The 26,523-nt window shown below is 29.3% G+C and carries 32 protein-coding genes, 1 riboswitch and 1 other annotated feature; of the genes, 25 read left to right on the plus strand and 7 right to left on the minus strand.

The genetic code is table 11. The features are described from left to right. Positions 1–13: 13 nt before the first annotated feature. The 20 genes from eutC to BLS77_RS16620 all read left to right on the plus strand — a co-directional run bounded on the left by eutC (position 14) and on the right by BLS77_RS16620 (position 15,916). A complete protein-coding gene (eutC, locus tag BLS77_RS16525) occupies positions 14–904 on the plus strand; it encodes an ethanolamine ammonia-lyase subunit EutC (RefSeq protein ID WP_089972320.1) in 891 nt (296 codons plus the stop codon). 18 nt (positions 905–922) lie between these two features. Then, the gene (gene eutL / locus BLS77_RS16530; RefSeq protein WP_089972322.1) at positions 923–1,576 is read left to right on the plus strand and encodes an ethanolamine utilization microcompartment protein EutL; all 654 of its coding nucleotides are present in this window, start codon (positions 923–925) and stop codon (positions 1,574–1,576) included. 17 nt (positions 1,577–1,593) lie between these two features. Then, positions 1,594–2,247: a BMC domain-containing protein gene (locus BLS77_RS20605; RefSeq protein ID WP_089972325.1), complete on the plus strand. Its 654-nt coding sequence runs from the start codon at positions 1,594–1,596 to the stop codon at positions 2,245–2,247. Next, positions 2,247–3,716 carry an acetaldehyde dehydrogenase (acetylating) gene (locus tag BLS77_RS16540; protein ID WP_089972329.1) on the plus strand — a complete coding sequence of 490 codons (1,470 nt, stop codon included), beginning with the start codon at positions 2,247–2,249 and terminating at the stop codon, positions 3,714–3,716. Before BLS77_RS20605 ends, BLS77_RS16540 begins: the two co-directional genes overlap by 1 nt. 51 nt (positions 3,717–3,767) lie before the next feature. After that, positions 3,768–4,052, plus strand: a complete 285-nt coding sequence (locus tag BLS77_RS16545; protein ID WP_089972332.1) for a BMC domain-containing protein — start codon at positions 3,768–3,770, stop codon at positions 4,050–4,052. 67 nt (positions 4,053–4,119) lie between these two features. Further along, on the plus strand, positions 4,120–4,899 hold the full coding sequence (locus BLS77_RS16550; RefSeq protein WP_089972335.1) for a cobalamin adenosyltransferase: 780 nt from the start codon (positions 4,120–4,122) through the stop codon (positions 4,897–4,899). Next, positions 4,889–5,515, plus strand: coding sequence for an ethanolamine utilization phosphate acetyltransferase EutD (gene eutD, locus BLS77_RS16555; protein WP_089972337.1), 627 nt, complete (start codon positions 4,889–4,891; stop codon positions 5,513–5,515). Before BLS77_RS16550 ends, eutD begins: the two co-directional genes overlap by 11 nt. 11 nt (positions 5,516–5,526) lie before the next feature. Then, a complete protein-coding gene (locus BLS77_RS16560) occupies positions 5,527–6,240 on the plus strand; it encodes a hypothetical protein (RefSeq protein ID WP_089972340.1) in 714 nt (237 codons plus the stop codon). A 14-nt stretch (positions 6,241–6,254) separates the two neighbouring features. Further along, a complete protein-coding gene (locus tag BLS77_RS16565) occupies positions 6,255–6,527 on the plus strand; it encodes a EutN/CcmL family microcompartment protein (protein ID WP_089972342.1) in 273 nt (90 codons plus the stop codon). Next, positions 6,520–7,080, plus strand: a complete 561-nt coding sequence (locus tag BLS77_RS16570; RefSeq protein WP_089972345.1) for a BMC domain-containing protein — start codon at positions 6,520–6,522, stop codon at positions 7,078–7,080. Before BLS77_RS16565 ends, BLS77_RS16570 begins: the two co-directional genes overlap by 8 nt. An 88-nt stretch (positions 7,081–7,168) precedes the next feature. Beyond that, entirely contained in the window at positions 7,169–8,263 is a 1,095-nt protein-coding gene (gene eutH, locus BLS77_RS16575) for an ethanolamine utilization protein EutH (RefSeq protein ID WP_089972348.1), read from the plus strand. A gap of 30 nt (positions 8,264–8,293) precedes the next feature. Further along, positions 8,294–8,749 (plus strand): cupin domain-containing protein, encoded by a 456-nt coding sequence (locus tag BLS77_RS16580; protein ID WP_089972350.1) that lies wholly within the window; start codon positions 8,294–8,296, stop codon positions 8,747–8,749. A 73-nt stretch (positions 8,750–8,822) separates the two neighbouring features. Next, positions 8,823–8,948, plus strand: a riboswitch (cobalamin riboswitch). A 153-nt stretch (positions 8,949–9,101) separates the two neighbouring features. Next, positions 9,102–9,497 (plus strand): DUF4430 domain-containing protein, encoded by a 396-nt coding sequence (locus BLS77_RS16585; RefSeq protein ID WP_089972353.1) that lies wholly within the window; start codon positions 9,102–9,104, stop codon positions 9,495–9,497. Positions 9,498–9,499: 2 nt separating this feature from the next. Next, the gene (locus BLS77_RS16590; RefSeq protein WP_089972354.1) at positions 9,500–10,006 is read left to right on the plus strand and encodes a hypothetical protein; all 507 of its coding nucleotides are present in this window, start codon (positions 9,500–9,502) and stop codon (positions 10,004–10,006) included. A 121-nt stretch (positions 10,007–10,127) separates the two neighbouring features. Further along, entirely contained in the window at positions 10,128–10,547 is a 420-nt protein-coding gene (locus BLS77_RS16595; protein WP_207713870.1) for a HutP family protein, read from the plus strand. A 371-nt stretch (positions 10,548–10,918) separates the two neighbouring features. Beyond that, complete coding sequence (locus BLS77_RS16600) at positions 10,919–11,914, plus strand: ABC transporter substrate-binding protein (protein WP_089972357.1); 996 nt, start codon at positions 10,919–10,921, stop codon at positions 11,912–11,914. A 1-nt stretch (position 11,915) separates the two neighbouring features. Continuing rightward, positions 11,916–12,788, plus strand: a complete 873-nt coding sequence (locus tag BLS77_RS16605) for an ABC transporter permease (protein WP_089972360.1) — start codon at positions 11,916–11,918, stop codon at positions 12,786–12,788. Beyond that, a complete protein-coding gene (locus BLS77_RS16610; RefSeq protein WP_089972362.1) occupies positions 12,781–13,575 on the plus strand; it encodes an ABC transporter ATP-binding protein in 795 nt (264 codons plus the stop codon). Before BLS77_RS16605 ends, BLS77_RS16610 begins: the two co-directional genes overlap by 8 nt. A 196-nt stretch (positions 13,576–13,771) precedes the next feature. Beyond that, entirely contained in the window at positions 13,772–14,179 is a 408-nt protein-coding gene (locus BLS77_RS16615; protein WP_089972365.1) for a hypothetical protein, read from the plus strand. Positions 14,180–14,271: 92 nt separating this feature from the next. Further along, positions 14,272–14,508, plus strand: a binding site (T-box leader). A 121-nt stretch (positions 14,509–14,629) separates the two neighbouring features. After that, positions 14,630–15,916 (plus strand): dicarboxylate/amino acid:cation symporter, encoded by a 1,287-nt coding sequence (locus tag BLS77_RS16620; RefSeq protein WP_089972367.1) that lies wholly within the window; start codon positions 14,630–14,632, stop codon positions 15,914–15,916. 127 nt (positions 15,917–16,043) lie between these two features. On the opposite strand, the gene BLS77_RS16625 is transcribed toward BLS77_RS16620, so the two are convergent. Further along, positions 16,044–16,652, minus strand: a complete 609-nt coding sequence (locus BLS77_RS16625; RefSeq protein ID WP_089972370.1) for a hypothetical protein — start codon at positions 16,650–16,652, stop codon at positions 16,044–16,046. Further along, on the minus strand, positions 16,649–17,194 hold the full coding sequence (locus BLS77_RS16630; protein WP_089972373.1) for a sigma-70 family RNA polymerase sigma factor: 546 nt from the start codon (positions 17,192–17,194) through the stop codon (positions 16,649–16,651). The genes BLS77_RS16625 and BLS77_RS16630 overlap by 4 nt, the downstream gene beginning before the upstream one ends. A 256-nt stretch (positions 17,195–17,450) precedes the next feature. On the opposite strand from BLS77_RS16630, the gene dhaS reads away from it, so the two are divergent. After that, a complete protein-coding gene (gene dhaS, locus BLS77_RS16635; RefSeq protein WP_089972376.1) occupies positions 17,451–18,011 on the plus strand; it encodes a dihydroxyacetone kinase transcriptional activator DhaS in 561 nt (186 codons plus the stop codon). A gap of 27 nt (positions 18,012–18,038) precedes the next feature. On the opposite strand, the gene BLS77_RS16640 is transcribed toward dhaS, so the two are convergent. Next, entirely contained in the window at positions 18,039–18,278 is a 240-nt protein-coding gene (locus BLS77_RS16640) for a hypothetical protein (RefSeq protein ID WP_089972380.1), read from the minus strand. Positions 18,279–18,654: 376 nt separating this feature from the next. Here BLS77_RS16640 and BLS77_RS16645 point away from each other — a divergent pair, with 376 nt between their 5' ends. The 3 genes from BLS77_RS16645 (at position 18,655) to BLS77_RS16655 (ending at position 22,233) form a co-directional block, all read left to right on the plus strand. Next, the gene (locus BLS77_RS16645) at positions 18,655–20,376 is read left to right on the plus strand and encodes an oleate hydratase (RefSeq protein WP_089972383.1); all 1,722 of its coding nucleotides are present in this window, start codon (positions 18,655–18,657) and stop codon (positions 20,374–20,376) included. Positions 20,377–20,648: 272 nt separating this feature from the next. Then, entirely contained in the window at positions 20,649–21,242 is a 594-nt protein-coding gene (lepB, locus tag BLS77_RS16650) for a signal peptidase I (protein ID WP_423231042.1), read from the plus strand. A 214-nt stretch (positions 21,243–21,456) separates the two neighbouring features. After that, on the plus strand, positions 21,457–22,233 hold the full coding sequence (locus tag BLS77_RS16655) for a formate/nitrite transporter family protein (RefSeq protein ID WP_089972387.1): 777 nt from the start codon (positions 21,457–21,459) through the stop codon (positions 22,231–22,233). 67 nt (positions 22,234–22,300) lie between these two features. Here BLS77_RS16655 and BLS77_RS16660 read toward each other — a convergent pair whose 3' ends face one another. Further along, positions 22,301–23,323, minus strand: a complete 1,023-nt coding sequence (locus BLS77_RS16660) for a branched-chain amino acid aminotransferase (RefSeq protein ID WP_089972391.1) — start codon at positions 23,321–23,323, stop codon at positions 22,301–22,303. A gap of 323 nt (positions 23,324–23,646) precedes the next feature. After that, positions 23,647–23,814, minus strand: a complete 168-nt coding sequence (locus tag BLS77_RS20035; protein WP_175490887.1) for a hypothetical protein — start codon at positions 23,812–23,814, stop codon at positions 23,647–23,649. A gap of 75 nt (positions 23,815–23,889) precedes the next feature. Here BLS77_RS20035 and BLS77_RS16665 point away from each other — a divergent pair, with 75 nt between their 5' ends. Further along, a complete protein-coding gene (locus tag BLS77_RS16665) occupies positions 23,890–24,267 on the plus strand; it encodes a RidA family protein (RefSeq protein WP_089972395.1) in 378 nt (125 codons plus the stop codon). Between the two features lie 8 nt (positions 24,268–24,275). On the opposite strand, the gene BLS77_RS16670 is transcribed toward BLS77_RS16665, so the two are convergent. Together BLS77_RS16670 and BLS77_RS16675 are read right to left on the minus strand one after the other, a co-directional pair. Continuing rightward, a complete protein-coding gene (locus BLS77_RS16670) occupies positions 24,276–25,013 on the minus strand; it encodes a TIGR03915 family putative DNA repair protein (RefSeq protein ID WP_089972397.1) in 738 nt (245 codons plus the stop codon). Positions 25,014–25,029: 16 nt separating this feature from the next. After that, positions 25,030–26,376 carry a putative DNA modification/repair radical SAM protein gene (locus BLS77_RS16675; RefSeq protein ID WP_089972400.1) on the minus strand — a complete coding sequence of 449 codons (1,347 nt, stop codon included), beginning with the start codon at positions 26,374–26,376 and terminating at the stop codon, positions 25,030–25,032. Positions 26,377–26,523: the final 147 nt, after the last annotated feature.

Below are 26,523 nucleotides of genomic sequence, written 5' to 3' on the forward strand. Positions count from 1 at the left end.
GGGGGAACTAAAAATGGTAAACGAAAAAGAATTAAAGTCCATGGTTGAATCATTACTTACTGAAATGATGAAGGGTAATGTTGAACTACCAAAAGAAAATAAAGTAGAAAAACAAAATGAAACTTCAAATATAGAAGATGGTTATATTGAAGATATAACATTAGTTGATTTAAAGGAACAATTATTAGTTCCAAATCCAGAAGATAAAGATGGATATTTAAAAATGAAAATGAATACTCCAGCTAGAGTTGGTATATGGAGAGCAGGTCCTAGATATAAGACTATAACATCATTAAGATTTAGAGCGGATCATGCAGCAGCTCAAGATTCAGTGTTCTCAGATGTTTCAGAGGAATTTGTAAAAGAAATGAACTTTATTAAAGTTAATACTATATGTAAGGATAAAGATCAATATATTACAAGACCTGATTTCGGAAGACAATTTTCTGATGAATCTAAGGATATAATGAGAAAATCATTAAACAAAAATTCTAAGGTTCAAATAGTAATTGGAGATGGATTAAGTTCAGCTGCTATAGAAGCAAATGTTAAAGATATATTACCAGCTATAATTCAAGGATTAAAGGGATATGGAATAGATGCAGGTCCTTGTATATTTGTAAAACATTGTAGAGTACCTGCAATGGATGTAATATCAGAGATAACAGGAACAGATGTTACATTGTTATTAGTTGGTGAAAGACCAGGTCTAGTAACAGCAGAATCTATGAGTGCTTATATAGCATATAAGGCTACAGTAGGTATGCCAGAAGCAAGAAGAACAGTTATATCTAACATACACAAGGGTGGAACAACAGCTGTTGAAGCTGGAGCTCATATTGCAGAACTTGTAAAAACTATGATAGATAAAAAAGCATCAGGTATAGATTTAAAAAGTTTATAAAAAAGGGGAGTTAATAATATGAAAAACGAAGCATTACGTGCAACTGTTTTAGGTGTGAAAATAATATCAAATGTAAGTCCCGATATGGCAGAATTATTAGAACTTAAACCTTATCAAAAGAGTTTAGGAATAATAACAGCAGATATAGATGATGTAACATATACAGCGTTAGATGAAGCTACTAAAGCTGCTGGAGTTGAAGTAGTTTATGGAAAAAGTATGTATGCAGGTTCTGCAAATTCATCAACAAAGCTTGCTGGTGAAGTTATAGGAATGATAGCTGGAACAAGCCCAGATGAAGTAAGAAGTGGTTTAAATGCAGCTATAGATTTCATTGAAAATGGAGCTCATTTTATAAGCGCAAATGATGATAATACAGTTCCATATTTCGCTCATTGTGTATCAAGAACAGGATCTTACTTATCAAAAACAGCAGGTATAAAAGAAGGGGAAGCTCTTGCTTATTTAGTAGCACCTCCACTTGAAGCTATGTATGGTATAGATGCAGCTCTTAAGGCTGCAGATGTTAAGGTAACTGTTTTATTTACACCACCAACTGAAACTAACTTTGGTGGAGGCTTATTAACTGGAAGCCAATCAGCTTGCAAAGCAGCTTGTGATGCATTCGCAGCAGCTGTAGAATTTGTTGCTGAAAATCCAACTAGTTACTAAGAAGAGAAGTGATTAAAATGGGTGGAAAAGCACTTGGCCTTATAGAAGTTAATGGTTTAGTTGGAGCAATAGAAGCCGCTGATTCAGCTTTAAAAGCCGCTGATGTTAAACTTCTAGGAGTAGAAAAGATATCTTCTGGTTTAACAACTGTTAAGATTATAGGAGATGTAGCTGCAGTGCAAGAGGCTGTAGCAGTTGCAAAGATTGCTGTAAGTAAAATAAGTTCTATATTTTCTTCTACTGTAATATCAAAAATGGATAATCAAACTGAAGCTATGATATTAAATTCTAAGGATAAGACAAAAAAAATTGAGTTGAATGTTAATAGTGAAACCTTGAATTGTTCAGAAAAAACTGAAGAAGTTATTAATAGTGATATAGCTGAAATTAATATTTCAGAAGTTACTGAGGTAACTAATCCTGTTAAAATAGAAGATGAAATTTTGATAGAAAAAGTGGATAAATGTGAAGAAAAGATAGAAGAAAAGATAGAGCTAAAAGAGAAAAAAGTTTATACAATCATAGAGATTAAAGCTATGAATGTAGAAGAACTTAGAAGGTTAGCAAGACAATTGAAAATAACAGAAATGAATAATAAACAAATTAAATTTGCTAAGAAAGATAGGCTTATAGAAGTTATAGATAAGCACTATAGAGAAGGAGATAAGTAATGGAATTATTAGATAAGGATCTAGTTTCAATACAAGAGGTTAGAAATCTTATAGCAAAAGCAAAAATTGCTCAAAAAAGATTATCTGAAATGAGTCAAGAAGAGATAAACAAAATTGTAAAAGCAATTTCTGATGCAGGTTATGAAAATGCTGAGAAATTAGCGAAAATGGCACATTCAGAAACTGGTTTTGGGAAATGGGAAGATAAGATAGTTAAGAATACTTTTGCTTCAAAGGTTGTATATGAATCTATAAAAGATGTGAAGACAGTTGGAATTATAAATGAAGATAAAGCTTTAAAGGTTTTAGAAGTAGCTGTACCAATGGGAGTTGTTGCGGGTCTTATACCATCAACAAATCCAACATCTACAGCAATTTATAAAGCTATGATAGCTATTAAATCAGGAAATTCAATTGTATTTTCACCGCATCCAAATGCAAAGAATTGTATTCTTGAAACTGTAAGAATAATATCAGAAGCATCTGTTGCAGCTGGATGTCCAGATGGAGCTATAGGATGTATGACAGTTCCAACAATGCAAGGTACTGATGAACTTATGAAGCATAATGATGTAGCATTAATTTTAGCTACAGGTGGTTCTGCAATGGTTAAGGCAGCTTACTCTTCAGGAACTCCAGCAATAGGAGTAGGCCCTGGAAATGGTCCTGCATTTATTGAAAAAAGTGCAAATATTAAATTAGCAGTAAAAAGAATTATGGATTCAAAAACTTTTGATAATGGTACTATATGTGCTTCAGAACAATCAATTGTTGTTGAAAAAGAAATTGAAGATAAGGTAGTTGAAGAACTTAAAAACTCAGGTGCTTATTTTGTAACAGAAGAACAAAGCAAAAAGCTTGAGAAGTTCATTTTAAGACCTAATGGTACAATGAATCCTCAAATAGTTGGTAAAAGTGCAGAGGTTATAGCTAATCTTGTAGGGATAGAAATACCAAAAGGTACAAGAGTTATTATAGCTAGAGAAAATAGAGTTGGACATAAAGTTCCATATTCAAAAGAAAAACTTTGTCCAATACTAGCATTCTATGTTGAGGATAATTGGAATACAGCTTGCGAAAGATGTATTGAGATATTAAATAATGAAGGTGCAGGACATACTTTAGTACTTCATAGTGAAAACCAAGAAGTTATTAGAGAATTTGCATTAAAGAAACCAGTAAGTAGATTACTTGTAAACACTCCAGGAGCACTTGGAGGAATAGGAGCATCTACAAATTTATTACCAGCATTAACTTTAGGTTGTGGAGCTGTTGGTGGAAGTTCAACTTCTGATAACATAGGTCCATTAAATCTAATAAATATAAAAAGAGTAGGTTATGGTGTTAGAGAGTTAGAAGAATTAAGAGGAACTAAATCACAAAGCGTAGAATCTGCTTGTACAGTAAGCAACGAAGAAGATTTAATAAATGTTCTAGTTGAAAAAATTATGCAAAAGTTAAACAAATAATTAGTTAACATTAAAATTTAAATAAATTCAAAATTTAGGAGGCAAAATATTATGGCAAACACAAACGCATTAGGAATGGTAGAAACTAAAGGATTAGTAGCAGCAATCGAGGCTGCAGACGCAATGGTGAAAGCTGCAAACGTAACATTAGTAGGTAAAGAACAAATCGGTGCTGGATTAGTAACAGTTATGGTAAGAGGCGATGTTGGAGCTGTTAAAGCTGCTACAGATGCTGGAGCTGCTGCTGCTGAAAGAGTAGGAGAATTAGTATCAGTACACGTAATCCCAAGACCACATGCTGAAGTAGATATATTAATTCCAAAAATAGCAGAATAATAAATTTCAAAACATACTATCCGCGTTTGGCGGGTAGTATGTTTATATTCCATAAGGATGTGAGATAATGAGCGTTTTAACAGAAACAGAGATCAGAAAACGTTTAAGAGATAAGGATTTAAAGTTACTTAAAGAATATGAAGTTGAAAAAGGAGTAATAGTAACTCCATCAGCAAAAGGATATTTAAGTGATAATAATATACAATTAAAGATTGTTGAAAAAATAAAAGAAATAAATGAACCTGTTATTATTGAGAAAGAAGTAAGAATTGAGCCTAAATTTAGAACTATATTTGGGGGATATTTAGACAGTAAACCTGAACACATGACTCATCTTAATGGAAATCTATTAGTATTTAAAAATCATAGTAGAATTATATTAAGAGGGAAATTTGATAGTTTAGAATCTCAAATATTACAGGTTCAAATACTTTCTGATAAATTAAAGCATGAAAAGCTTACAAATGACTTAGAAGAAATTTTAGGTTTTGTTAGAAATCTATTAAGAGCAGAAGTTCTTGAAGAAAAATTAAATGAATTTAAGCTTTTAGATATGGATGAAAAGGAACTTAGAGAAAAATCACATCATCCTAAAAAATATTATGGTATGGGCCATTTTCAGCCAAGTTATAAAAATGGTGAAATTGTAGTTGCATTAAATTCTTTAAGATCAGCTACAAGAGAAGTGGAACTAGCATCTTATAATGCTTTTAAAACTGAGTATGGTGATGTAGAAAGAGAAGATATTGTAAGGGCACTAAATAGGCTTTCTTCTTTATTTTGGATAATGATGTTTAAGTTTTTAGCTGGCGAATATACAAATAAGGAGAAAATACATGGACGATAAATTAATTGATAATTTAGTTGAACAAGTTTTAAGTAAAGTAAAAGAAGAAATTTTTATAGGGGTTGAAGCCTCTGGTAGACATGTTCATTTAAGTAGAGAATGTATAGATATATTGTTTGGAAAAGGTTATGAACTTACTAAGGTTAAGGAACTTTCTCAACCCGGACAATTTGCTTGTAAGGAAAGAGTAACACTAATAGGACCAAAGGGATCTATGGCAAATGTTGTAGTTTTAGGACCAGAACGAAAAGATACTCAAGTTGAAATTTCAGCTACTGATGCATTAATTTTAGGGTTAAAAGTACCAGTAAGAGAAAGTGGAGATGTTAAAGGCTCTTCTGGAATATTAATTGTTGGAGAAAAATCAGCAGTTAAACTAGAAGAAGGAACCATTATAGCTAAAAGACATATTCATTTAACACCAAAAGATGCTAAGAAATTTAAAGTTAATGATAAAGAAAATGTAAAGGTTCAAGTATTAGGTTCAAGAAAATTAATATTTGATGATGTAGCTATAAGAGTTTCAGAGCATTTTAATTCTAAGATGCATATAGATTATGATGAAGCAAATGCTTGTGGTTTTAAGAATGGAATATTAGCTAGAATAATAAAATAGGTGGTGATATTTTGGAGTTTGATAAATTAGTTGCCTTAATTACAGAACAAGTATTTAATAATATAAAACAAAATACAGTGATGAAGAAGAAAATATTATTATTATCTAAAGAAAATAATAATAAAATACAAGAATTGCTAGGCAGTGATTTTGATTTAGAATATTATGAAGATAATATTGATTTAAATTCTTATGAACATATAATTTGTCCAAGTTTATGTACTAATGGTTTAGCATCATTAGCATTAGGGATGAGTAGTTCAAAAATGCTTAGTAAAATGATTGAAGCTATATTTATGGGCAAAAATGTTATAGTACTTGAAGATGGTATGGAGTATAGAAAGTTTAAGGGAACAGCACCTAAAACATTATATAAAACATTTTTAGAATATGAAGAAAAGGTAAGAAATTTTGGAGTTAGAATAGTTCAGGTAGATTCATTAAAAGCTGAATTAAATCAAAAAAAATCAAAAAGCAATTTAATAGAAGATGAAACTGTAAAAAACAATGATGATGTAGTTTTTCATAAAGAAGTACAATCTACTGAAATTATTGAAGTAAAAGACAGTTTGCATATAAGAAATAAAAAGCTTATAGCAGAGTCAGATTTAAGAAAAGTATATATGAATGGTGTTAGAAACATAACTATTGATAAAAAATCAATATTAACACCTCTAGCAAAAGATTTCGTTAGAATATATCATTTAAACATCACAAGAGCATAAATGGAGGAATTATAATGGTAATAGGTAAGGTTGTAGGAAATATTTGGTCCACTAGAAAAGACGAAAAACTAAATGGAATTAAGTTTATGGTAGTAAAGCCATTAGATGAAAATTTTAATGAAAAAGGTGAGGTTTTCGTAGCAGCAGATAATGTTGGTGCTGGAATAGGGGATACAGTTTTAGTGACTACAGGATCAGCCGCAAGAATTTCTATAGAATACAAAGAAATACCTGTTGATGCAGTTATAGTAGGAATAGTTGATTCAGTAGAGGTTGACAATGTCTAGAGCGGTTGCAATTGTTGAACTTAGAAGTATTGCCTCAGGAATTTCGGTTGTTGATAAAATGCTAAAAGCTGCAGATGTGGAACCTTTATACTGTAAACCTATATGCCCCGGGAAATTCTTTGTTATTGTTTGTGGTGATGTAGGAAGTGTTAATGCAGCTTTAGAGGCTGCATTAAAAGAAAATAATAAATACATAATATCCACTAAAATACTACCTAATATTCATGAGGATATTATAAATGCAATAAAAAACAAATATTTACGCAGTACCAGCTTAGCTATAGGTATAGTAGAAACTATCTCTGTAGCTGAAGGTATTGTGGCATTAGATACTTCACTAAAAAATGGTGAAGTTACATTAGTTAAGTTATCATTAGGATTTACTACTGGTGGGAAGTGTTATTATATTGTGTCAGGTCAATTAAGTGGGGTAAAGGAAGCTATAGAATGTGCTTTAAAGGTTATAAAAAAGGACAAACTATTATGCTATGAGATTATTCCATCACCGGATACAGAATTATTAAAAGTACTAAATATTATTTCAGGCATCTGACAAAAAATAGCAAGCTAAATATTAAAATAAACTAGAATATTAATTTGTTATTTTTAAAAGATGACTTATAAGAAAAGAGGTATGAATTATGGAAATTAATGAAATTATAATATGTATTATGGCAGTATTTATGGCATTAGGTGCTATTGATAAATGTATAGGAAATAAATTTGGTCTTGGTGAAAAATTTGAAGAAGGTTTAATGGCAATGGGAGCATTAGCAATTGCTATGGTTGGAGTAATATGTTTAGCTCCAGTACTTGCTGACGTATTGAAGCCAGTGGTAGTTCCATTATATGAATTTTTAGGAGCTGACCCTGCAATGTTTGCAACAACATTGCTTGCAAATGATATGGGTGGATTTCCATTAGCTTTAGAACTTGCAAAAGATCCTCAAGCAGGGTTATTTGCAGGAGCAATACTAGGAGCAATGCTTGGACCTACAATAGTATTTACTATTCCTGTAGCTTTAGGAATTATAGAAAAAGAAGATCATAAATATTTAGCAACAGGTGTACTTGCAGGTATAATAACTATTCCACTTGGATGTTTAGCTGGTGGACTCGTAGCAGGTTTCCCAATAGTTATGATGTTGAAAAATTTAGTTCCAATTGTAATATTCGCAGCATTAGTAGTTTTAGGACTTTGGAAAATGCCTGAAAAAATGATTAAGGGTTTTACTTATTTTGGTAAAGGTGTAGTTGTAATTATAACTCTTGGACTAGCAGCAGCTATTATAGAAAAATTAACTGGTCTTGTAGTAATACCAGGTATGGCATCAATTGATGAAGGAATTGGAATTGTTGGAAATATAGCAATTGTTCTAGCAGGAGCATTCCCAATGGTACTTGTAATAACTAAAGTATTTAAGAAGCCATTATTAAAAATGGGAAAACTTCTTAAAATGAATGATATTGCAGCAGCAGGTATGGTTGCTACATTAGCAAATAGTATTCCAATGTTTGGTATGTTAAAAGATATGGATGAAAGAGGAAAAATAATAAATATCGCATTTGCAGTTTCAGCAGCATTTGTAATTGGAGATCATTTAGGATTTACAGCAGGAGTTGCTAAAGAAATGATTTTCCCTATGATAGTTGGTAAACTTGTAGGTGGAATTACAGCAGTAGTTATTGCTTGTATAATCGCTAATAAAACAATGGCTAAAAATAAGAGTAAATAATAATAAATATGTAATTAAGGAGTGTTAGTTATGGAAAATTTAGATAGAAGCATTATTGAAGATTTAGTAAGAAAAATTATTAAAGAAAACTTATCAGGAGTAACTAATGTAAATGCAGATAGACATGTAGATCAAAGTGGAATTATGTCTGTTAAGTTACCTATGCTTAAGCTTGAAAAATTCGATACAGGTAAATCACAAGACAATGTTATGTTAAGAGATGCATTATCATTAGAAGAAAGTCCAAGACTTGGTTGTGGGCTTATGGAAATGAAAGAAACAACTTTTGATTGGACATTAATGTATGATGAAATACAATATGTTATAGAAGGTAGACTTGAAATAAATATAGATGGAAGAAAAGTTTGCGCTGATGCTGGAGAAATTATTTTAGTACCTAAAGGTAGTAAAATACAATTCTGTGTACCAAACTATGCTAAATTTATGTATGTAACTTATCCAGCTGATTGGGCAGAACAAAAGTAATTGAGTTGTGAAACAATCAAAAATATGTTACTATAAAAAAAGATGAAAATAAAATTTAATATAATTATTAATTAAGGAATATGGTGAGAATCCATAGCAGCCCCCGCTACTGTAATTGTGGACGATAAGCTTAAAAAACCACTAGAATTAAAGTTCTGGGAAGGAAAGCTTAAAGAATGAAGCAAGAGTCAGGATATTTAATTATAATAGAAAACTATATATCTTCGGAGGGAAGAGCGTTGTATTTATAACTATTAAATTATTTTGATTTTAATATGTTTATATAAAGAAGCACTTTTTTTAGAGTGCTTCTTTTTGTTTTAGAAATTTTAAAATATAAGGAGAGAATAAAATGAATAATAAAAAGGTTTTAGTATCATTATTAATTGTAATTATAGCTATAGGGGGATACTTTAGTTATAATAAGTTTTTAACAGAAAAGACTGTTAAAGGAAATAAAGAGATAACTGTTACAGTTATAAACAAAGATGAAAATTATGAAAAAGAGCATATACATAGAACTGATGCAGAAAAGCTTGGAGTAGCATTAGATGAAATGGGAATAGCAGAAACAAGTAAAGGCGATTTTGGTAGAATGGTTACTAAAGTAGATGGAATAGATACAGAAATGGCTAAACAACAATGGTGGAACATAGCTATAAATGGAGAAGATGCACAAACTGGAATAGATGACACAGTTATAAAAGATGGAGATAAAATAGAGTTTATTTATAAAGTAGGTTTCTAAAAATGAGAAACAATTTAAAAACAATTATATTGATGGGTTTCTTAGGAGCTATTGTAGTTGTATCTCAAATAGCATTGAATTTTATACCAAATGTTGAATTAGTATCATTATTATTAATAATATTTACGCTGATTTATGAAAAAAAAGCACTATATATAGTCTTTGTATTTGTAATGTCAATGGGTCTTATGTATGGTTTTGGTTTATGGTGGATAGGATATTTAATAATATGGCCAGCCCTTGTTATGATAACATATATTTTAAAAAATAAATTTAATAAGAATTTTTTAGGGTTAGCTATTTTTTCCGCAGGATTCGGATTAATATTTGGAGCATTATATGCAATACCGTATATATTTGCTTCAGGAATGAATGTAGCAATAGCTTATTGGATTAGAGGGATTCCCTTTGATTTAATTCATATGGTTGGAAATTATTTTGCTATGATATTATTAGGTGAAAAAATATATAATTTATTATTATTTTCAAATAAAAAATATGGATATTAGTTATTTTCAAAAGCCTTATATAAATAGTTCTAATGTGATAAAATTAAATATATAAAAAGAACTTATAAATAGGCTAGAAGATGAGATTCAAAAATTTTTAATATGAAAATTGGAGGAAATTATGATAGAAAAAAATAGTGTTGAAGTAGCAAAGATAGCAACTAAAATGGCCATATCAACAAGAGAAGAAGAACATAAATTAGTAGATGAGTTAAGAAAAGAGGATATATTTGCAGTAGCAGTAGATATAGGTGGAAACTTAAATACATCTATACCTAAAATAATTGAGAGAGCGTTAGTGGCATCAAAAAGAACTGGAATTATTAAAGATTGCCATCTTCATGATGGTGCTGTTGTAGGTGCTACAAGAGAAGCTTTAATGCAAGTATCATCTAAAGCTAATGGATTAAGTGTTGGTGGAAAGATAGGTATTGCAAGATATGGAGAACACTTAAGTGTAACAATATTCTTAAGTATAGGTTTATTGCATTTAAATGAGGTAGTTATTGGAATAGGTCATAGATCAATACCTGAAATGTAAAAAAACATTGACAGTATTTTAAAATGATTGTATTATTAGTAATAATTAAGTAGTATATATGCTAAAGGTTGCATATAGTAGTAAAAAAGTAGTATAGAAAAAAGTAGTAGTATAAGTAGTAGAGTAGTAGTAGTACTAAAAAGTAATAAAAATGTAGCATAGTAGTTTTGTAGGAGATAAGTTTAATCGTAAATAATGTATCTAACAATAAGGGATCATAAAATAAAGAACCAGTCAAAGATAAGAATATTGACTAGGTATTTATTTGAATATCTCTAAAAGATACTTAAGTGATATTTATGGACCCTCCTTATAAATTATAAGGAGGGTCTTTTTATTTTAAAAAAAGTTAATTTTAGGAGGATGGTAGTATGGTAGTTAAGAAAAAAGTTTCATTATTAATTTCAATTATTTTAACCACAACAATTATAGCTGGTTGTTCAGCAAATAAAGGTGGCAATCAAAATAAAAAAATATCAATTGGTATTACTCAGATAGCAGAGCATCCTGCATTAGATGCAGCAAGAGAGGGATTTATAGAAGCATTAGAGTCTAAAGGATATGTGCAGGGAGAAAACCTAAATATAGAAATTCAAAATGCACAAGGAGATATAGGAACTTCTCAAATGATTTCACAAAATTTTGTGTCACAGGAAAAAGATTTAATATTTGCGATTGCAACACCTGCAGCTCAAGCTGCTTTTAACTCAACAAAAGAAATTCCAATAATAGTTACAGCAGTATCAGATCCTGTGAAGGCGGGGCTTGTTAGTAGTATAGAAACATCAAATACTAATGTTGCAGGAACAAGCGATGAAGCTCCTTTAGATAAGCAGTTTAAATTATTAAAAGATATATTTCCACAAAGCAAGAAAATAGGGATTTTATATAATACAAGTGAAGTAAACTCAGAGGTTCAAATAGAAAAAGCAAAAGAAATAGCTGGAAAATATGATTTAGAAATAATAACATCTGGTGTAACTAGTGTTAATGATATGACAACAGCTTTAGATATAATACTAGATAAAGTTGATATATTATACACATTAACAGATAATCTAATAGCATCTTCAATGCCTTTAATTTCAGCAAAAGCTATAGAAAAGAAAATTCCTGTAGTTGGAGCAGAAGAGGCTCATGTTAAAGGGGGCGCTTTAATAACCGAAGGAATAAGTTACAAAAAATTAGGTTTTGAAGCTGGGCTTAAGGCTGTAGAAGTTATTAAAGGACAAGATATAAAACAAATGTCAGTAAGTTCTTTAAAAGATACAGAGCTTATTATAAATACGGATACTTTAGAAAAGCTAGGAGTTAAAATTTCTAAAGATATTATGGATAAAGCAAAGCTGATAAAGGGAGGCGAATAATATGCCTTTCTTTATAGGAATATTAGAACAAGGACTTATAATAGCTATAGCGGCTTTAGGTGTATATATAACTTACACTATATTAGATTTTCCTGATTTATCAGTTGATGGAACCTTTTCTCTGGGGGCAGCTGTATCTATAGTTGCTATTATAAATAATGTAAATCCATTTGTATCACTAATATTTGCATTTATAGCAGGGGCCTTAGGTGGGCTTATTACAGGAATACTTCATGTGAAATTTAAGATAACAAATCTTTTATCTGGAATACTTGTGATGATTGGATTATATTCTATAAATTTAAGAATAATGGGTAAGGCAAATTTACCTATTTTTGATAAAGTAAGTATATTTTCATCAGAAAATAAGTTGATGATTATAATTATAATAACCATAATTATAAAAATAGCTATGGATCTAATATTTAAAACAAAGTTTGGATTCATATTGAAGGCAACAGGGGATAACGAAACATTGGTAACTACCCTTGCAGTAAGTACTGGTAAAATAAAAATTATTGCACTTATGTTTTCGAATGGGCTTGTAGCCCTTTCAGGAGGAATAATGGCACAATATCAAAATTTCTCAGATATATCTATGGGAACTGGTCTTGTTATAATGGCATTAGCTGCTATTATTTTAGGACAATCAGTATTTAAAAGTGAAAGAGTATTAAAGGCAACCACTATAGTAATTATAGGAGCCATATTATATAAATTAAGTATAGGACTCGCTCTAAAAGCTGGATTCCCACCAACTGATGTTAAATTAATAACCTCTCTAATTGTTATTATTGCAATAGTGATGAATAACAATAAGTTTTCAAGTAATATAGGAAAAATGTTTAAAAAGAGAGGTGTTTTAAATGCTTAATATAAAAGAAGTTGATAAGATATTTAATGCTGGAACAGTAAATGAAACAAAGTTGTTTGATAAATTTAATTTATTAATAAACAAAGGTGATTTTATAACTATAGTTGGAAGTAATGGAGCTGGAAAATCAACAGTTTTAAATATGATCGCAGGAACACTTCCTATTGATAATGGAGGGATATTTCTAAATGGAAATGAAATAACAAATATGAAGGAGCACAAGAGAGCTAAATTTATAGCAAGAGTATTTCAAGATCCTACAAAAGGAACATCTCCATCTATGACAATTATAGAAAATATGGCACTAGCAGATAACAAAGGGAAAAATTTTGGATTTGCTTTTGGAATAGATAAAAAAAGAACAAGCTTTTTTAAAGAGCAATTATCAATATTAAATTTAGGGTTAGAGGATAAGCTGGATACTAAAGTAGGATTATTATCAGGAGGACAAAGACAAGCATTGTCACTGTTAATGGCAACATTAAAGAAACCGGAAATACTTCTTCTGGATGAGCATACAGCTGCCTTAGATCCGAAGACATCAGAAAATATAATGTTTATTACAGATAAAATAGTTAAAGAAAAAAATATAACAACATTAATGATAACCCATAATATAAATCATGCAATAGATTATGGAAATAGAATTATAATGATGCATAATGGTAAGCAGGTTTTAGATAAGACTGGATTAGCTAAACAAGCTTTGACAAAAGAAAAGCTAATAGAGCACTTTACCACAGTAACATTTAATGGAAACTTAGATGATAGAGTTATTCTAGCTTAGCAGATATTGATAGTTGTTTTTAAAAATGGTTTAATTCTAAATACTCAAGAAATAGAATAGAAACTTTATGTATTATAAATAAAAAGTGTTGAGTTCTTATAATAAAGAATTTCAATACTTTTTTTATTTATTATAAATATTGAGAAACAGCTAACTACATAGAACATATATTATTATAGATAAAAGTATTTTACTAATGATAATAGGAGTTTATGAAGCAGTTGTTAGAATACTAGCTAAAATTAAGTATCCGATTGGCTTTGATTTATATGTTTCAAAAGATGGAAGGTCATTTAAGAGTATAGTAAAAAGAGGATTGAAAAATCCAAATAATTATGGTGGTAGAATATTATTTGTAGACAATGAAGAAGAATTATATCTTGGTACAGCGAATCCATTCCAATGCTGTGAAGTTTGGAAGGGTATTAGTAAAAAAGATAATGACTGCTACTGTGGGGATGAAATAGATAAAAGTTATGATAGCGAATTGAATATGAGACTAGAGATAGAAGAAGAAATAGAAAAACACTTTACTGTTTTAAAAGAAAATTTGCCTAAAATTATGGATATTTTACCAAAAGAGACTTTTCATAATTTTATATAATAATAAATTTATTTATTATTATAACAGGTTAAATAATTATATTGACTTGTATAAAAAAATAGTATAGTATAATAAAAAATGAATAAGAAATTTGAAATGCGTTGAAAAGGGAAAGTAAGTAATATAAGTTACTACAGAGAAAGGTTAGTTAGCTGAGATAACCTATAATAAGTATTGTTGAAGTGCCCCTTGGAGCAGAAAAGCCGAATTAAGTAGGTTTTTATGGGAACTCCCATTATAGAGTTATGGTATTTTTGTACCAGAAATGATATGGATATTTATTATCTAATTAGAGTGGAACAGTAGAAGTATAACCTTCTACCTCTGTATATTACAGGGGTAGAAGGTTTTTTTTAGTTCAATAAATATGATTATAATTTATTAAATTAAAATATAGTTTACTAACTAGAAAAGCAATGAAAAAATTCGAAATTGAGGGAGAGATTACAAATGACAAACACTAAATTAATATTAGCAATAATACTATCAATAATTTCAATATACATTATATATAAAGTAAAAGAGAAAACAAATAAATTTTCATTTGCTACACTGACGGCACTTTCTTTAGGATTAATACTTGGAATTATATTCAAAGAAGATATCCTATTTTTAGATACAGTTGGAAAAGCATATATGTCTTTAATTAAGATGGTAGTTGTACCTTTAGTTATGACATCATTAATAACTAGTATAGTAAGAATTGGAGATTTAAAAACTTTAAAATCGGTAGGAATTAAAACTTTTACTATTTTACTAGGAACTACAGGAGTTGCAGCAGCTATAGGTATTATCGTAGCTAATACCTTAAAATTAGGACAAGGGTTAAGCTTTGCAGGGGTAGAAAGTTTTAAAGAAAGAGAAATCCCAGCCTTTTCAAAAGTGTTAATAGATATGTTGCCATCAAATCCAATAGCGGCAATTGTAGACAATAGAATAATTCCTGTTGTAATATTTTCACTATTTGTAGCAGTAGCATTAGTTATACAAGATAATACAAATCCAGAAAAAGCAAAACCTTTTAAAGATTTTATATTATCTGCTTATGACATAGTATTAATAATTACAAAGATGGTATTGAAAATAATTCCATATGGAGTGTTTGCATTAATTGCTACAGCAGCAGCTAGTAATGGAATAGAAACTATAAATTCATTAATCTGGGTGATTATAGCTGTTTATATTGCAGCCATACTTCAATTTATAATTGTATATACACCTTTAATTGCTTTTGTTGCAAGAAAGAATCCATTGAAATTTTTCAAAGGAATTTTCCCAGCACAAGTAGTAGCATTTACAAGCCAAAGTAGTTATGGAACTTTACCAGTTACAATTAAATCTTTAGTAGAAAGAACTGGAGTTTCACAAAGTATTGCAAGTTTAGTAGCACCTATTGGCGCTACAGTAGGATTAAATGGATGTGGTGGTTTTTATCCTGCAATAGTAGCAATATTTGTAGCAAATGTTTTTAATATAGAACTTACAATTTATTCATATATATTAATAATATTAACAACGATTGTTTCATCTATAGGAATTGCAGGTGTTCCGGGATCAGCTACAATGTCAACAACAGTTGTACTTGCAACATTGGGGTTACCTATAGAAGGTATGGCAATGGTAATTGCAGTAGATTCTATAATAGATATGATTAGAACAGCAACTAATGTTACTGGGGCATCTGTTGCAGCATTAATTGTGGATGAAACAGAAAAGAGAAAGGTAAATAAGGCATAGTAGGAGAAAACTTATAAATAACAAATATTAAAGCCGTACACTAGATAAGTTAGTGTGCGGCTTTTAATAGGTTTAAATTAATAGTAACTGTTCAGCTATTAAATAAGGTAATTGAAAATTAATATAATTACATATTTGAAAACTTATCTTCAAAATAAGTTTTTATAATTTCTCTGTCAGCAGAGAAAACTTCAAGATGAATTTTTTTGTACATATAAATATGAAGAAATAAGTCACGGCTCTCCCTGAAGTTATTATATTTATCTTTTTCACAGCGGAAAGTAAATTTTATAGAGTCATTTTTGCTAACAGATTTTATTTTCAGAACATCAGTACAGTTAACAATATAGAATCGCTTTATGCTAAACATATTATCTAACTCATAGAACATAATTTTTTTATGAGTGACAAAAACTTTGAATTTATCTCCAACATCAAATTTTCCTAAAATCATGGGAGCAAGCATATTATCCGAAGAACCAAAAATATTTATATAGGTATTAAGGTAAGTAGCCTTTGCCAAAAAAGTGAATTCAACAAATTCATTTTCTTCAAGTTCAGTATTAGCATTTTCTTCAATAATTCTAATGTTTTCTTTAATGATTTGACGTTTTAATTCTATTTTTCTATTTTTATCAGTCTCATCAAAGCTTTCACCAAGAATTTTCAAATTATTAATTTCATCTTCAGTTATATCAATAAAATCAACCTTGCTTAAATCTAATTCATAGCTCATAATGTAACTCCTTCAATTATATTTTTTAATTTAATTTTCCCTCTAGAAATGCGAGTATAGACAGTGCTTTTAGAAATTTTAAGTTTTGAAGATATATCATCAATAGTAGATTCTTCAAGAAAACGTAGTTTGAAAACTTCTCTATCTATTTCATCTAAAGACTCAATTGCCTTTATAAGTTCAGCTTTTTCTTCTGTTTTTATGATTTCAGAAAGAATATTACATGAATCCTCAAGATTAGGGGAAAGAACTTCATTTCTATACATTTTATTGCAAGATCTTTTAAAATCAATGGATTTAAATCTTATTAAGGAAATTAACCAATTTTTAAAGGGACCCTTATTTTCATCATACTTTTTGATGTTAAACCAAATAGTTAGAATCACATCATTGTAGCACTGATCAATAAAACTTTCTTCATGTGAAGAACATAAAACGCTTTTAATAATACCATGAAAAAGCTTTCCATAGTGGTCTATTAGAATGTATAAGTATTTTTCTTTTCCATCCTTCAATCCTTGAATAAGCTCCTTTTCATTCATAGTTTATCACCCCCATTAATTCTCTATTCAATTAATATACGATTGTAGTTGTTCATTTCTTACAAAGAAAATTAATGGTAAATTTATTTAAGTGACTTTTAAAAAAAATAGACCAATTTGATAATCAGTTATGGGAAAGTATCTAATATAGAAGTATAGCTATATAAAAATAATTATGAAAAAATTATAGCCATATGAATAACTTTGGAAGTATAATAGTAATTATACATGATTATATTTATGTAAGGAGAGAATTATGTCAGAATCTTTGATTACGAAAAAAGCAATAGCAGAAGCTCTTAAAGAGACTTGTAAAATTAAAAACATAGAAAAAATATCAATTTCAGATATTACAAAAAGTTGTGGATTGAATCGTCAAACTTTCTATTATCATTTTCAAGATAAGTATGAACTTTTAAACTGGATTTATTATAATGAGTTATTTATAAAGGTTATTGAAGATATTAGTTTTGATAATTGGAGTGATCGTATATATGAATTATTAGAAATAATGAAAGAAAATAAATCCTTTTACATAAATACAATAAAGAACTCAGATGAATATTTTAAGGATTATCTTTTTAATATAACTAGTGTAATATTTAAAGATGCTATAGAAAAGCTAGATGAGAAAAGTAAGTTAAGTGAAGAAGCCAAGGGGTTTATTTCTGAATTCTATTCTTTTGGAATTTGTGGGGTAGTATTATCTTGGGTAAAATCGGGAATGAATGAATCTACAAAAAGTGTTTCTAGCCATTTAAAGCAGTTAGCTCTTAATACAGAAAAATTAGGCTATGAAAGATATTTATTACTATGAAGCATATATATTATATGCTTCATTTTTTTATAGAAAATTTTCAACAACAAAAATTTTTATTATTTTTATATTTTCATTTGGAATTAAAGTAATTAATTCATTGTAAATTTTATCTATAGTATCTTCTGTTATAGTATTTTTACTCAAGCTACATCCAATATCAATAATATTTCTAGCAGTACGGTTTGTAGATTTCCTTTTTTGTATTAATAATACATTAATTGCAGTTTCTAATGTAGCCTTTCTAATTTTGTAATCTATAGTCATAAACTTCATCCACCTTATTTAAGGGACGTTCAAATAAATAACAAGTCAGCATGTTAGTCTATTTACATTATACTTTGTTGGGAGAACCCTTTGATAATACACTATAACCGGAAGCTGTTTACTTCTCCGATACAAAATATATATCACATCTGTGACTTGTTATTTATTTTCAAATTCCTAAATTAACTTATATAAATATTAAAGCTTTAATTTTGAAGATTATATAGACAAATATTAATAACTGTCTGAATTTTAACCAATAATATAAATGTGTAGTTTTTTTAGACACATATAATAAATAGTATAATTACAAATACAATTTTTTATACTATATTAAGAACACGGAGAGAATATATTATGAAAGAAGGAATTTAATATGGTAAGCAAAAAGACAAATAATAAATTTTTAATGGTTAGTGCATTAGTGGGAGCAACAGCAGCAGCGGCTGCAATATACACAAATAAAAAATGTAAGGAAAATAAAGAAATTAAAGAAAACACTTTTGTTTTTAGAGATTATGGAGAAAAACAAGCCTATTTTATAGGTGGTGGTTTAGGATCACTAGCAGGAGCAGCTTATCTTATAAGAGATTGTAACTTTAAGGGCGAAAATATACATATAATAGAAGGTATGAATATTTTAGGCGGAAGTAATGATGGAGCTGGTAATGTAGCAAATGGTTTTGTATGTCGTGGTGGTAGAATGCTTAATGAAGAAACTTATGAAAACTTCTGGGAACTATTTTCTACAATTCCATCTATTGAAGATGATAAAAAAAGCGTAACAGAGGAAATATTAAATTTTGATCATCAACATCCTACAAAAGCACAAGCTCGTTTAATAGATAAATTTGGAATAATTCAAGATGTAACAAGTATGGGATTTAATAATAAGGATCGTATGACTTTAGGAAAACTTATGGTAACACCTGAGAAAAAACTAGATAATATGACTATAGAACAATGGTTCAAATCAACTCCACATTTCTTTGAAACAAATTTCTGGTATATGTGGCAAACTACATTTGCTTTCCAAAAGTGGTCTAGTTTATTTGAATTCAAACGTTATATGGAAAGAATGATATTTGAATTCCCACGTATAGAAACTTTAGAAGGGGTAACACGTACTCAATATAATCAATATGACTCTGTTATTCTTCCAATTAAAGAGTATTTAGATAAAGCAAATGTAGATTTCAGTATTAAATGTACTGTAACAGATTTAGATTTTAAAGACGGTGATGGTATTACTGTTACTGCAATTCATTGTGATCATGATGGAGAAGAAAAATTAATTACATTAAATAATGGTGATATATGTATTATGACTAATGGTTGTATGACAGATTGTGCAACACTTGGAGATCTTACTACACCGGCAGAATATGACCCAAGTAAACCAATATCTGGACAACTATGGGAAAAAGTAGCGGCTAAAAAACCAGGACTTGGAAACCCAGAGCCATTCTTTAATCATCCAGAAGAAACAAACTGGGAAAGCTTTACTGTTACATGTAAAGGAAATGAATTATTAAAGAAACTTGAAAAATTATCAGGTAATATACCAGGTAGTGGAGCTTTAATGACATTTAAAGATTCTAATTGGTTAATGAGTATAGTAGTTGCAGCTCAACCACATTTTAAAAATCAACCTTTAGATACTACAATATTCTGGGGATATGGATTGTTCACAGAAAAAGAAGGTAATTTTGTAAAGAAACCAATGAGAGATTGTACTGGTGAAGAAATGATGACTGAACTATTACATCATTTACACTTTGAAAATGAGAAAGATGAAATAAAGGAAAGTGTTATAAATGTAATTCCATGTATGATGCCTTATATAGATTCACACTTCCAACCAAGAGCAATGTCAGATCGTCCAGAAGTTGTGCCAAAAGGATCTACAAACTTTGCAATGATAAGTCAATTTGTTGAAATAGCAGAAGATATGGTATTTACAGAAGAATATTCAGTTCGTGCAGCTAGAATGGCAGTATATAAATTACTTGGAGTAAATAAAGAAATATGTCCAGTAACTCCATATAAACGTGATCCTAAAATATTAAAAACTGCAATAGCAACTAGCTATCGTTAAAAACTAAATTAAACTAGATTTAATTAATTAGAGCCACATTATTAAAGTGGCTCTAATTTTTTTATTTTTCAGCAAAACCTGGACTACTTTATATCATTTAGATAAGCTGACTTTATATGTGCAATTAAGGTTAGTTAGTTTACTATGCCTAAGGCTTATTATTTAACATAGATATGTAAAAATATTGAATTGATATGATATAATTAATATAATATGTGGTAACTAATAAGTTACGAGTGAAGAGTTAATTATTTTATAGGGAGGGCATATTAATGATTAAGAATAAAAATATAATGAAGGAAATTAGAGGTGGAATTTTTTCTGTGCTAGTAGCAATTTGTATAGTTTCAGTAGTTAATAGTAAGGTTTTGGCAAATGTAAAAGTAGAACAAAGTTCTATGGATAATACATTACATGATGGACAACATCTAATAGTAAATAAATTAAATTATAACTTTAGTGATCCTAAAAGGGGAGACATTATTATATTTCTTGAGAATTGTAAAAGGGGAACTATTATTGAAGATACTATGGAGAATATAAAATCAATACTTGGTAAGAAAAATAATAACAATAATAGATTAGTAAAAAGGGTTATTGGAGTTTCCGGAGATGAAGTTGATATAAGAGATGGAGTTGTATATTTAAATAATGAAAAACTAGATGAACCTTATGCAAAAGGTGAAACTATAAGTAACGATTTTAAACTTCCAATTACAGTTTCAGAAGGTAAGGTATTTGTACTTGGAGATAACAGAGCTGTAAGTAGAGATAGTAGAAAGTTTGGACTTATTGACTGTAATCAAGTTGAAGGAAGTGCATCTTTTAGAGTATATCCATTTGATGAAATAGGGTCTATTAAATAAATAGGGTAATATGTACTAATTAAGACATCTCCAAATAAATAACAAGTCAGTATTCTTGTATTTTAGATAAGTATATTAAAAATAGGGAGCTTTAAAAGAGTTAAGAAGGTCGAACTCCCAATTTTAATTGAAAAATTCCATAAAAGGTTGTATTATATATAAGGAATTGTTAAAAACATAACAAGAAAATATACTTGAGTTAGGCGGGATGTAAATGTACAGTAATGAAATTGATAAAATAGCCCATTCAGCAGAAGTTAAAATTGGGTTATACAAAAAAGGAAAAACTAGATATTTAACTAGTGCAATCATTGGAAGTTTATTTGTAAGTCTTGGTATTATGCTTATTTATACTATTGGTGGAATAATGAAGCATGGTGGTTCAGCAAATTATAAAATAGTAATGGGATTATCATTTGGTGTTGCTTTAAGTTTAGTTTTAATGGCTGGTGGAGATTTATTTACTAGTAATGCTATGATAATGACACTTGGTGGACTAGAAAAGAAAGTTACATGGAAAGATGCTTTAACTATTTGGTTTGGTAGTTGGATTGGTAATATAATAGGTGGAGTAATTGGTGCTACACTATTCGTGCAAGCTGGACTTGCTAGTGGAGCTAACTCTTATATTGGAGATTTTATAGTAAGTAGTTCAATTTCTAAAATTGAGATAGGATTTATGCCTCTTTTAATAAAGGGTATATTATGTAACATACTTGTTTGTTTAGCTGTATGGATGACGTATAAGTTAAAAGAAGAAACAGCGAAAATATTAATGATATTCTGGTGTTTATTTACATTTATAACAGCAGGATTTGAACATAGTGTAGCTAATATGGGAATGCTTGCAATGGGTTGGATGATTGATCCTGCGCAAGTGACTTTAGCAGGTTACGCTTATAACATAATTGTAGTATCTATAGGTAACTTTATAGGTGGAGTAGTGTTCGTAGCACTTCCGTACTATTATATAACTAAGGATAAAAAATAAAATACATATATAATAAAATCAAAAGGTTAAGTTTTCATTTGTTGAAAACTTAACCTTTTTTATTTACTTAAACTTTGTAGATCCAACCTTCTGGAGCTTCTACATCTCCAAATTGAATGCCACAAAGAATTCTATATAATTCTTTTACAATTGGACCAACTTCAGTTTCACTATGGAACACATGAAGTTCATCTTTATAAGATATTCCACCAATTGGAGTTATAACAGCAGCAGTGCCACAAGCACCAGCTTCTTTAAATTCACTAAGGTTATCAGCCAATACATCCCTTTCTAAAACTTCAAGATTTAAGTAGTCTTTAGCTATATCAATTAATGAATACTTTGTTATACTTGGAAGAATTGAAGGTGATATTGGTGTAATAAATTTATTATCCTTTGTTATTCCAAAGAAGTTTGCAGCACCTACTTCTTCTATTTTTGTATGGGTAGCTGGATCTAAGTAAATACAATCTGTAAATCCTTTTTCAGCTGCTATTTTATGTGGTTGCATTGAAGCTGCATAGTTTCCACCAACTTTTTGTCCACCAGTACCTTGAGGTGCAGCTCTATCATAATCTGAAATTATAAAGTTGCATGGAGCAAGTCCACCTTTAAAATATGGGCCAACAGGCATACAAAATACTGAAAAAATATATTCTGAGGCTGGTTTAACCCCTATGTTATTTCCAACACCTATCATAAATGGTCTTAGGTAAAGAGTAGCTCCAGTTCCGTAAGGTGGAACAAAATGTTCGTTAGCTCTAACAACTTGCATGCAAGCATCAATGAACTTTTCTTCAGGGATTTCAGGCATTAATAACTTCGCATTACTGTCATTCATTCTTGCAGCATTTCTATTTGGTCTAAATAATTGTATTTTTCCATCTTTAGTTCTATAAGCTTTAAGTCCCTCAAAGCATTGTTGCCCATAATGAAGAGCAGTAGAAGCCTCGCTTATTGTTAGCATATTATCTTCAGCTAACTTTCCGTCGTCCCATTGACCATCTTTCCAAATTGACAAATATCTGTAATCAGTTTTAATATAGTCGAAAGTAAGTTTACTCCAATCAATGTTTACATCTTTACTCATTTTAATCGCTCCTTTTATATCTTGTGTAACTATGATAAATGAATTTCTTTTTAAAAAATTATTTATTCATATAATATATAATTTTACCACTTTTGAGGGATGACATAAATAGTTAATCCAATAAATCCAAAAAAATGCTAAATTATAATTGTTATTTCAATAGAATATTGCAGAAGGAAAGAAAAGAGCGTATAGTTTTAATATAAATAGTCTATTGGTTTTTGTATCTAACTAGAATTGTTTTTGAAAAGGAGAGAAGTATTGGACCTTAAAAAGATAATCAAAAACAATTCTAGAATTTTAGGACCTATGGGAGAAGCTAATTAAATATCGCAGTTATCAGCTTCTTCCCCGTATCGAACGGTGCCATTAGTAGAAAAATTATCCTTAGGAGAATTATCTATAAAAACACCGTCATTAGGTTCAGGAGATGCATTTTTTAAATTTTTGTTATTAATGTTAGTATTGTTTTTTTGGGGTTTTTTACTCAAAGTAAAGACCTCCTTATTAATTATTTGTAGTTAGTATGTGTTAAAAATAAATAAATATACAAAGGAAGTGTAGTTATGAAAAGAGAAATTATTTCAACAAATAATGCACCACAAGCAATAGGACCATATTCACAAGGAATGAGAGTTGGAGATTTTATTTTCACATCAGGACAAATTCCAGTGAATCCAGTAACTGGAGAACTAGTTATGGATATACAAAAGGCAACTAGACAATCTTTAGAAAATGTAAAGGCTGTTTTAGAAGCTGCTGGAACTAGTTTAGATAAGGTTGTTAAAGTTTCTGTATTTGTTAAAAACATGAATGATTTTGCGCTTGTAAATGAAATATATGCAGAGTACTTTAAGGAAAATCAACCGGCAAGAAGCTGTGTGGAAGTAGCAAGATTACCAAAAGATTCAGTTATAGAAATAGAAGCTATAGCAACTATTTAAGCAAATTATTATTTCACTTCAGTAAGATGTTTCCAATAACGTTTAGGCATTTGACCTTTTTGATGTCTAGGGTTTGCTCTTTCTTTTATTGTAACTGAAGTGAAATAGTCTTTCCAAAGGTCATGGAAGCCATCTGTATAATTTTTTAATTCGTTATAGGATTCCATATCCATTTCGACAATTTCCCAGGAAATTGTATTATAAATTGAAGCAAGTCCACGATTTATATCGTGGATAATCCAATATTCACCTGGAAATCTTCTTTGAAAATGTGGTGAAATAAATTCTAATATATTATTATCTGGCTCAATTGAAGAATAAAGAAATTTATCGTTAATATAAGAAAATCTAACAAATCCTGTAAACCTATGTGATTCAAGAGAAACTTTTTTATTTATACTATCAATAGATTTTACTAAATCATTATGAAGATATTTGTGTATGTCAGGTCCAATTTTAAAAGCTAATTTAAGATAGTTAAAGCATAACATGCCCTTATTTTCTTTATTTGATAAAAACACATTATATAATTTGTTTAAGCAAAGTGGATCAATTTTAGTAACTATAGAGGTTTGTACTTTTTTATATTTTATAGTATCAGTTTCTATATTAACTACTTCAGAAAGAAAATCTACTTCGTGTTCATATTTAGTAGAGATAATATTTGGTGGGGTATTAGCATAAAACCCATCATAAATAGAAGTTAACAAACCTTCAAAAGTTCCATCGTAAAAATATATAATCAAAATAAAATCTCCTCTCTTAAAACTGTCCAGTAGTGGAAGTATAGGTATCTTTAGGTAAAAGTATTTTCTTTTTCTCAGGTAATATTATACCGCTACTACTAGGTTTAATATCATCAAAAAATGAAAGTTGTGATGAATTTTGCTTATCTAATGAAGGCTTATCCATATATAGCAGTCTATTTCTAATCTTTTCATCATCAAAGGAAACATCACCATAATATTTGCCGGTGCAAGTTATAAAGTATTGGGCACGTTTAAGGACAATTCCAAGCTTTCTTAAATCCTCAAAATTTAGTGTGTGAATTTTTCTTGTTATAACAATTCTTTTTGCAGATATTACCCCTATACCAGGAATTCTAAGAAGAGCTTCATAGGAAGCTTTATTAACCTCAATTGGAAATTTATCAATATTATTTAAAGCCCAAGATGTTTTAGGATCAAAATTCAAATCAAAATTATCATCTTTATTTTTCAATAATTCTTCAGCTTTAAACCCGTAAAACCTTAAAAGCCAATCAGCTTGATAAAGCCTATGCTCACGAACAAGAGGTGGATGAGTAATGTCTGGCAAAAAATTATTATCTTTTATAACAGGAACATAAGCAGAGTAATAAACTCTTTTAAGATTATAAGTGTTATAAAGATTTTCAGAAAGGTTCAAGATTTTATAATCACTTTCAGGGGTCGCTCCAATAATTAATTGAGTACTTTGACCACCAGGAACAAATAGTGGAGTTGATTTTATTGTTTTCTTCATATAGTTATGTTCAATAATATTATTTTTAATAAGATTCATAGGTGCTAGTATTGCATGCTTTGTCTTTTGAGGTGCAAGTAATTTTAGGCTACTTGAAGAAGGCAGTTCTATATTTACACTCATTCTATCTACAAATTCGCCAGCTTCTTTAATCAAAATATCATCAGCCCCAGGAATTGCTTTAAGATGAATATAACCATTAAAGTTTTCTTCAAGTCTTAACTTTTTAACAACAGATAATAAAAGTTCCATAGTATAGTTTGGAGATTTAAATATAGCAGAGCTTAAAAATAAACCTTCAATGTAATTACGTTTATAGAAATTTATTGTTAAAGAAACAACCTCTTCAGGTGAAAAGATAGCTCTTTCAATATCTTTTGAAGAACCATTAACACAATATTTACAATCATAAATGCAATTATTAGTAAGTAGTATCTTTAAAAGAGAAATACATCTACCATCAGCAGCAAAACTATGGCAAATACCATTAGATGAAGCATCACCAAGTCCATTATTTTTATTTTTACGTTTAGATCCAGAAGAAGAACAAGACACATCATATTTTGCAGCAGCAGATAATACTTGTAATTTTTCGTTTATATTCAAATTAATCACCCTTATTTTTATAGATTTATAAAGTGATTCCTATCTTCAATTGAAGTTTTTTTAAAATGTCATGTAAATTGAAGGTTAGAAGTACTTAACTCCAGTAATATAAAATAATTATAGCGAACAAATGTTCTATTTGCAATA

Origin of the sequence: Clostridium gasigenes (assembly GCF_900104115.1) — a bacterium.
Classification (GTDB): Bacteria; Bacillota; Clostridia; order Clostridiales; family Clostridiaceae; genus Clostridium; species Clostridium gasigenes.

Bases quoted from the DNA above. Each gene is read 5' to 3' on its own strand.
- eutC (WP_089972320.1), top strand. From the start codon at position 14: ATGGTAAACGAAAAAGAATTAAAGTCCATGGTTGAATCATTACTTACT.
- eutL (WP_089972322.1), top strand. From the start codon at position 923: ATGAAAAACGAAGCATTACGTGCAACTGTTTTAGGTGTGAAAATAATA.
- BLS77_RS20605 (WP_089972325.1), top strand. From the start codon at position 1,594: ATGGGTGGAAAAGCACTTGGCCTTATAGAAGTTAATGGTTTAGTTGGA.
- BLS77_RS16540 (WP_089972329.1), top strand. From the start codon at position 2,247: ATGGAATTATTAGATAAGGATCTAGTTTCAATACAAGAGGTTAGAAAT.
- BLS77_RS16545 (WP_089972332.1), top strand. From the start codon at position 3,768: ATGGCAAACACAAACGCATTAGGAATGGTAGAAACTAAAGGATTAGTA.
- BLS77_RS16550 (WP_089972335.1), top strand. From the start codon at position 4,120: ATGAGCGTTTTAACAGAAACAGAGATCAGAAAACGTTTAAGAGATAAG.
- eutD (WP_089972337.1), top strand. From the start codon at position 4,889: ATGGACGATAAATTAATTGATAATTTAGTTGAACAAGTTTTAAGTAAA.
- BLS77_RS16565 (WP_089972342.1), top strand. From the start codon at position 6,255: ATGGTAATAGGTAAGGTTGTAGGAAATATTTGGTCCACTAGAAAAGAC.
- BLS77_RS16570 (WP_089972345.1), top strand. From the start codon at position 6,520: ATGTCTAGAGCGGTTGCAATTGTTGAACTTAGAAGTATTGCCTCAGGA.
- eutH (WP_089972348.1), top strand. From the start codon at position 7,169: ATGGAAATTAATGAAATTATAATATGTATTATGGCAGTATTTATGGCA.
- BLS77_RS16580 (WP_089972350.1), top strand. From the start codon at position 8,294: ATGGAAAATTTAGATAGAAGCATTATTGAAGATTTAGTAAGAAAAATT.
- BLS77_RS16585 (WP_089972353.1), top strand. From the start codon at position 9,102: ATGAATAATAAAAAGGTTTTAGTATCATTATTAATTGTAATTATAGCT.
- BLS77_RS16590 (WP_089972354.1), top strand. From the start codon at position 9,500: ATGAGAAACAATTTAAAAACAATTATATTGATGGGTTTCTTAGGAGCT.
- BLS77_RS16595 (WP_207713870.1), top strand. From the start codon at position 10,128: ATGATAGAAAAAAATAGTGTTGAAGTAGCAAAGATAGCAACTAAAATG.
- BLS77_RS16600 (WP_089972357.1), top strand. From the start codon at position 10,919: ATGGTAGTTAAGAAAAAAGTTTCATTATTAATTTCAATTATTTTAACC.
- BLS77_RS16605 (WP_089972360.1), top strand. From the start codon at position 11,916: ATGCCTTTCTTTATAGGAATATTAGAACAAGGACTTATAATAGCTATA.
- BLS77_RS16610 (WP_089972362.1), top strand. From the start codon at position 12,781: ATGCTTAATATAAAAGAAGTTGATAAGATATTTAATGCTGGAACAGTA.
- BLS77_RS16615 (WP_089972365.1), top strand. From the start codon at position 13,772: ATGATAATAGGAGTTTATGAAGCAGTTGTTAGAATACTAGCTAAAATT.
- BLS77_RS16620 (WP_089972367.1), top strand. From the start codon at position 14,630: ATGACAAACACTAAATTAATATTAGCAATAATACTATCAATAATTTCA.
- BLS77_RS16625 (WP_089972370.1), bottom strand. From the start codon at position 16,652: ATGAGCTATGAATTAGATTTAAGCAAGGTTGATTTTATTGATATAACT.
- BLS77_RS16630 (WP_089972373.1), bottom strand. From the start codon at position 17,194: ATGAATGAAAAGGAGCTTATTCAAGGATTGAAGGATGGAAAAGAAAAA.
- dhaS (WP_089972376.1), top strand. From the start codon at position 17,451: ATGTCAGAATCTTTGATTACGAAAAAAGCAATAGCAGAAGCTCTTAAA.
- BLS77_RS16640 (WP_089972380.1), bottom strand. From the start codon at position 18,278: ATGACTATAGATTACAAAATTAGAAAGGCTACATTAGAAACTGCAATT.
- BLS77_RS16645 (WP_089972383.1), top strand. From the start codon at position 18,655: ATGGTAAGCAAAAAGACAAATAATAAATTTTTAATGGTTAGTGCATTA.
- lepB (WP_423231042.1), top strand. From the start codon at position 20,649: ATGATTAAGAATAAAAATATAATGAAGGAAATTAGAGGTGGAATTTTT.
- BLS77_RS16655 (WP_089972387.1), top strand. From the start codon at position 21,457: ATGTACAGTAATGAAATTGATAAAATAGCCCATTCAGCAGAAGTTAAA.
- BLS77_RS16660 (WP_089972391.1), bottom strand. From the start codon at position 23,323: ATGAGTAAAGATGTAAACATTGATTGGAGTAAACTTACTTTCGACTAT.
- BLS77_RS16665 (WP_089972395.1), top strand. From the start codon at position 23,890: ATGAAAAGAGAAATTATTTCAACAAATAATGCACCACAAGCAATAGGA.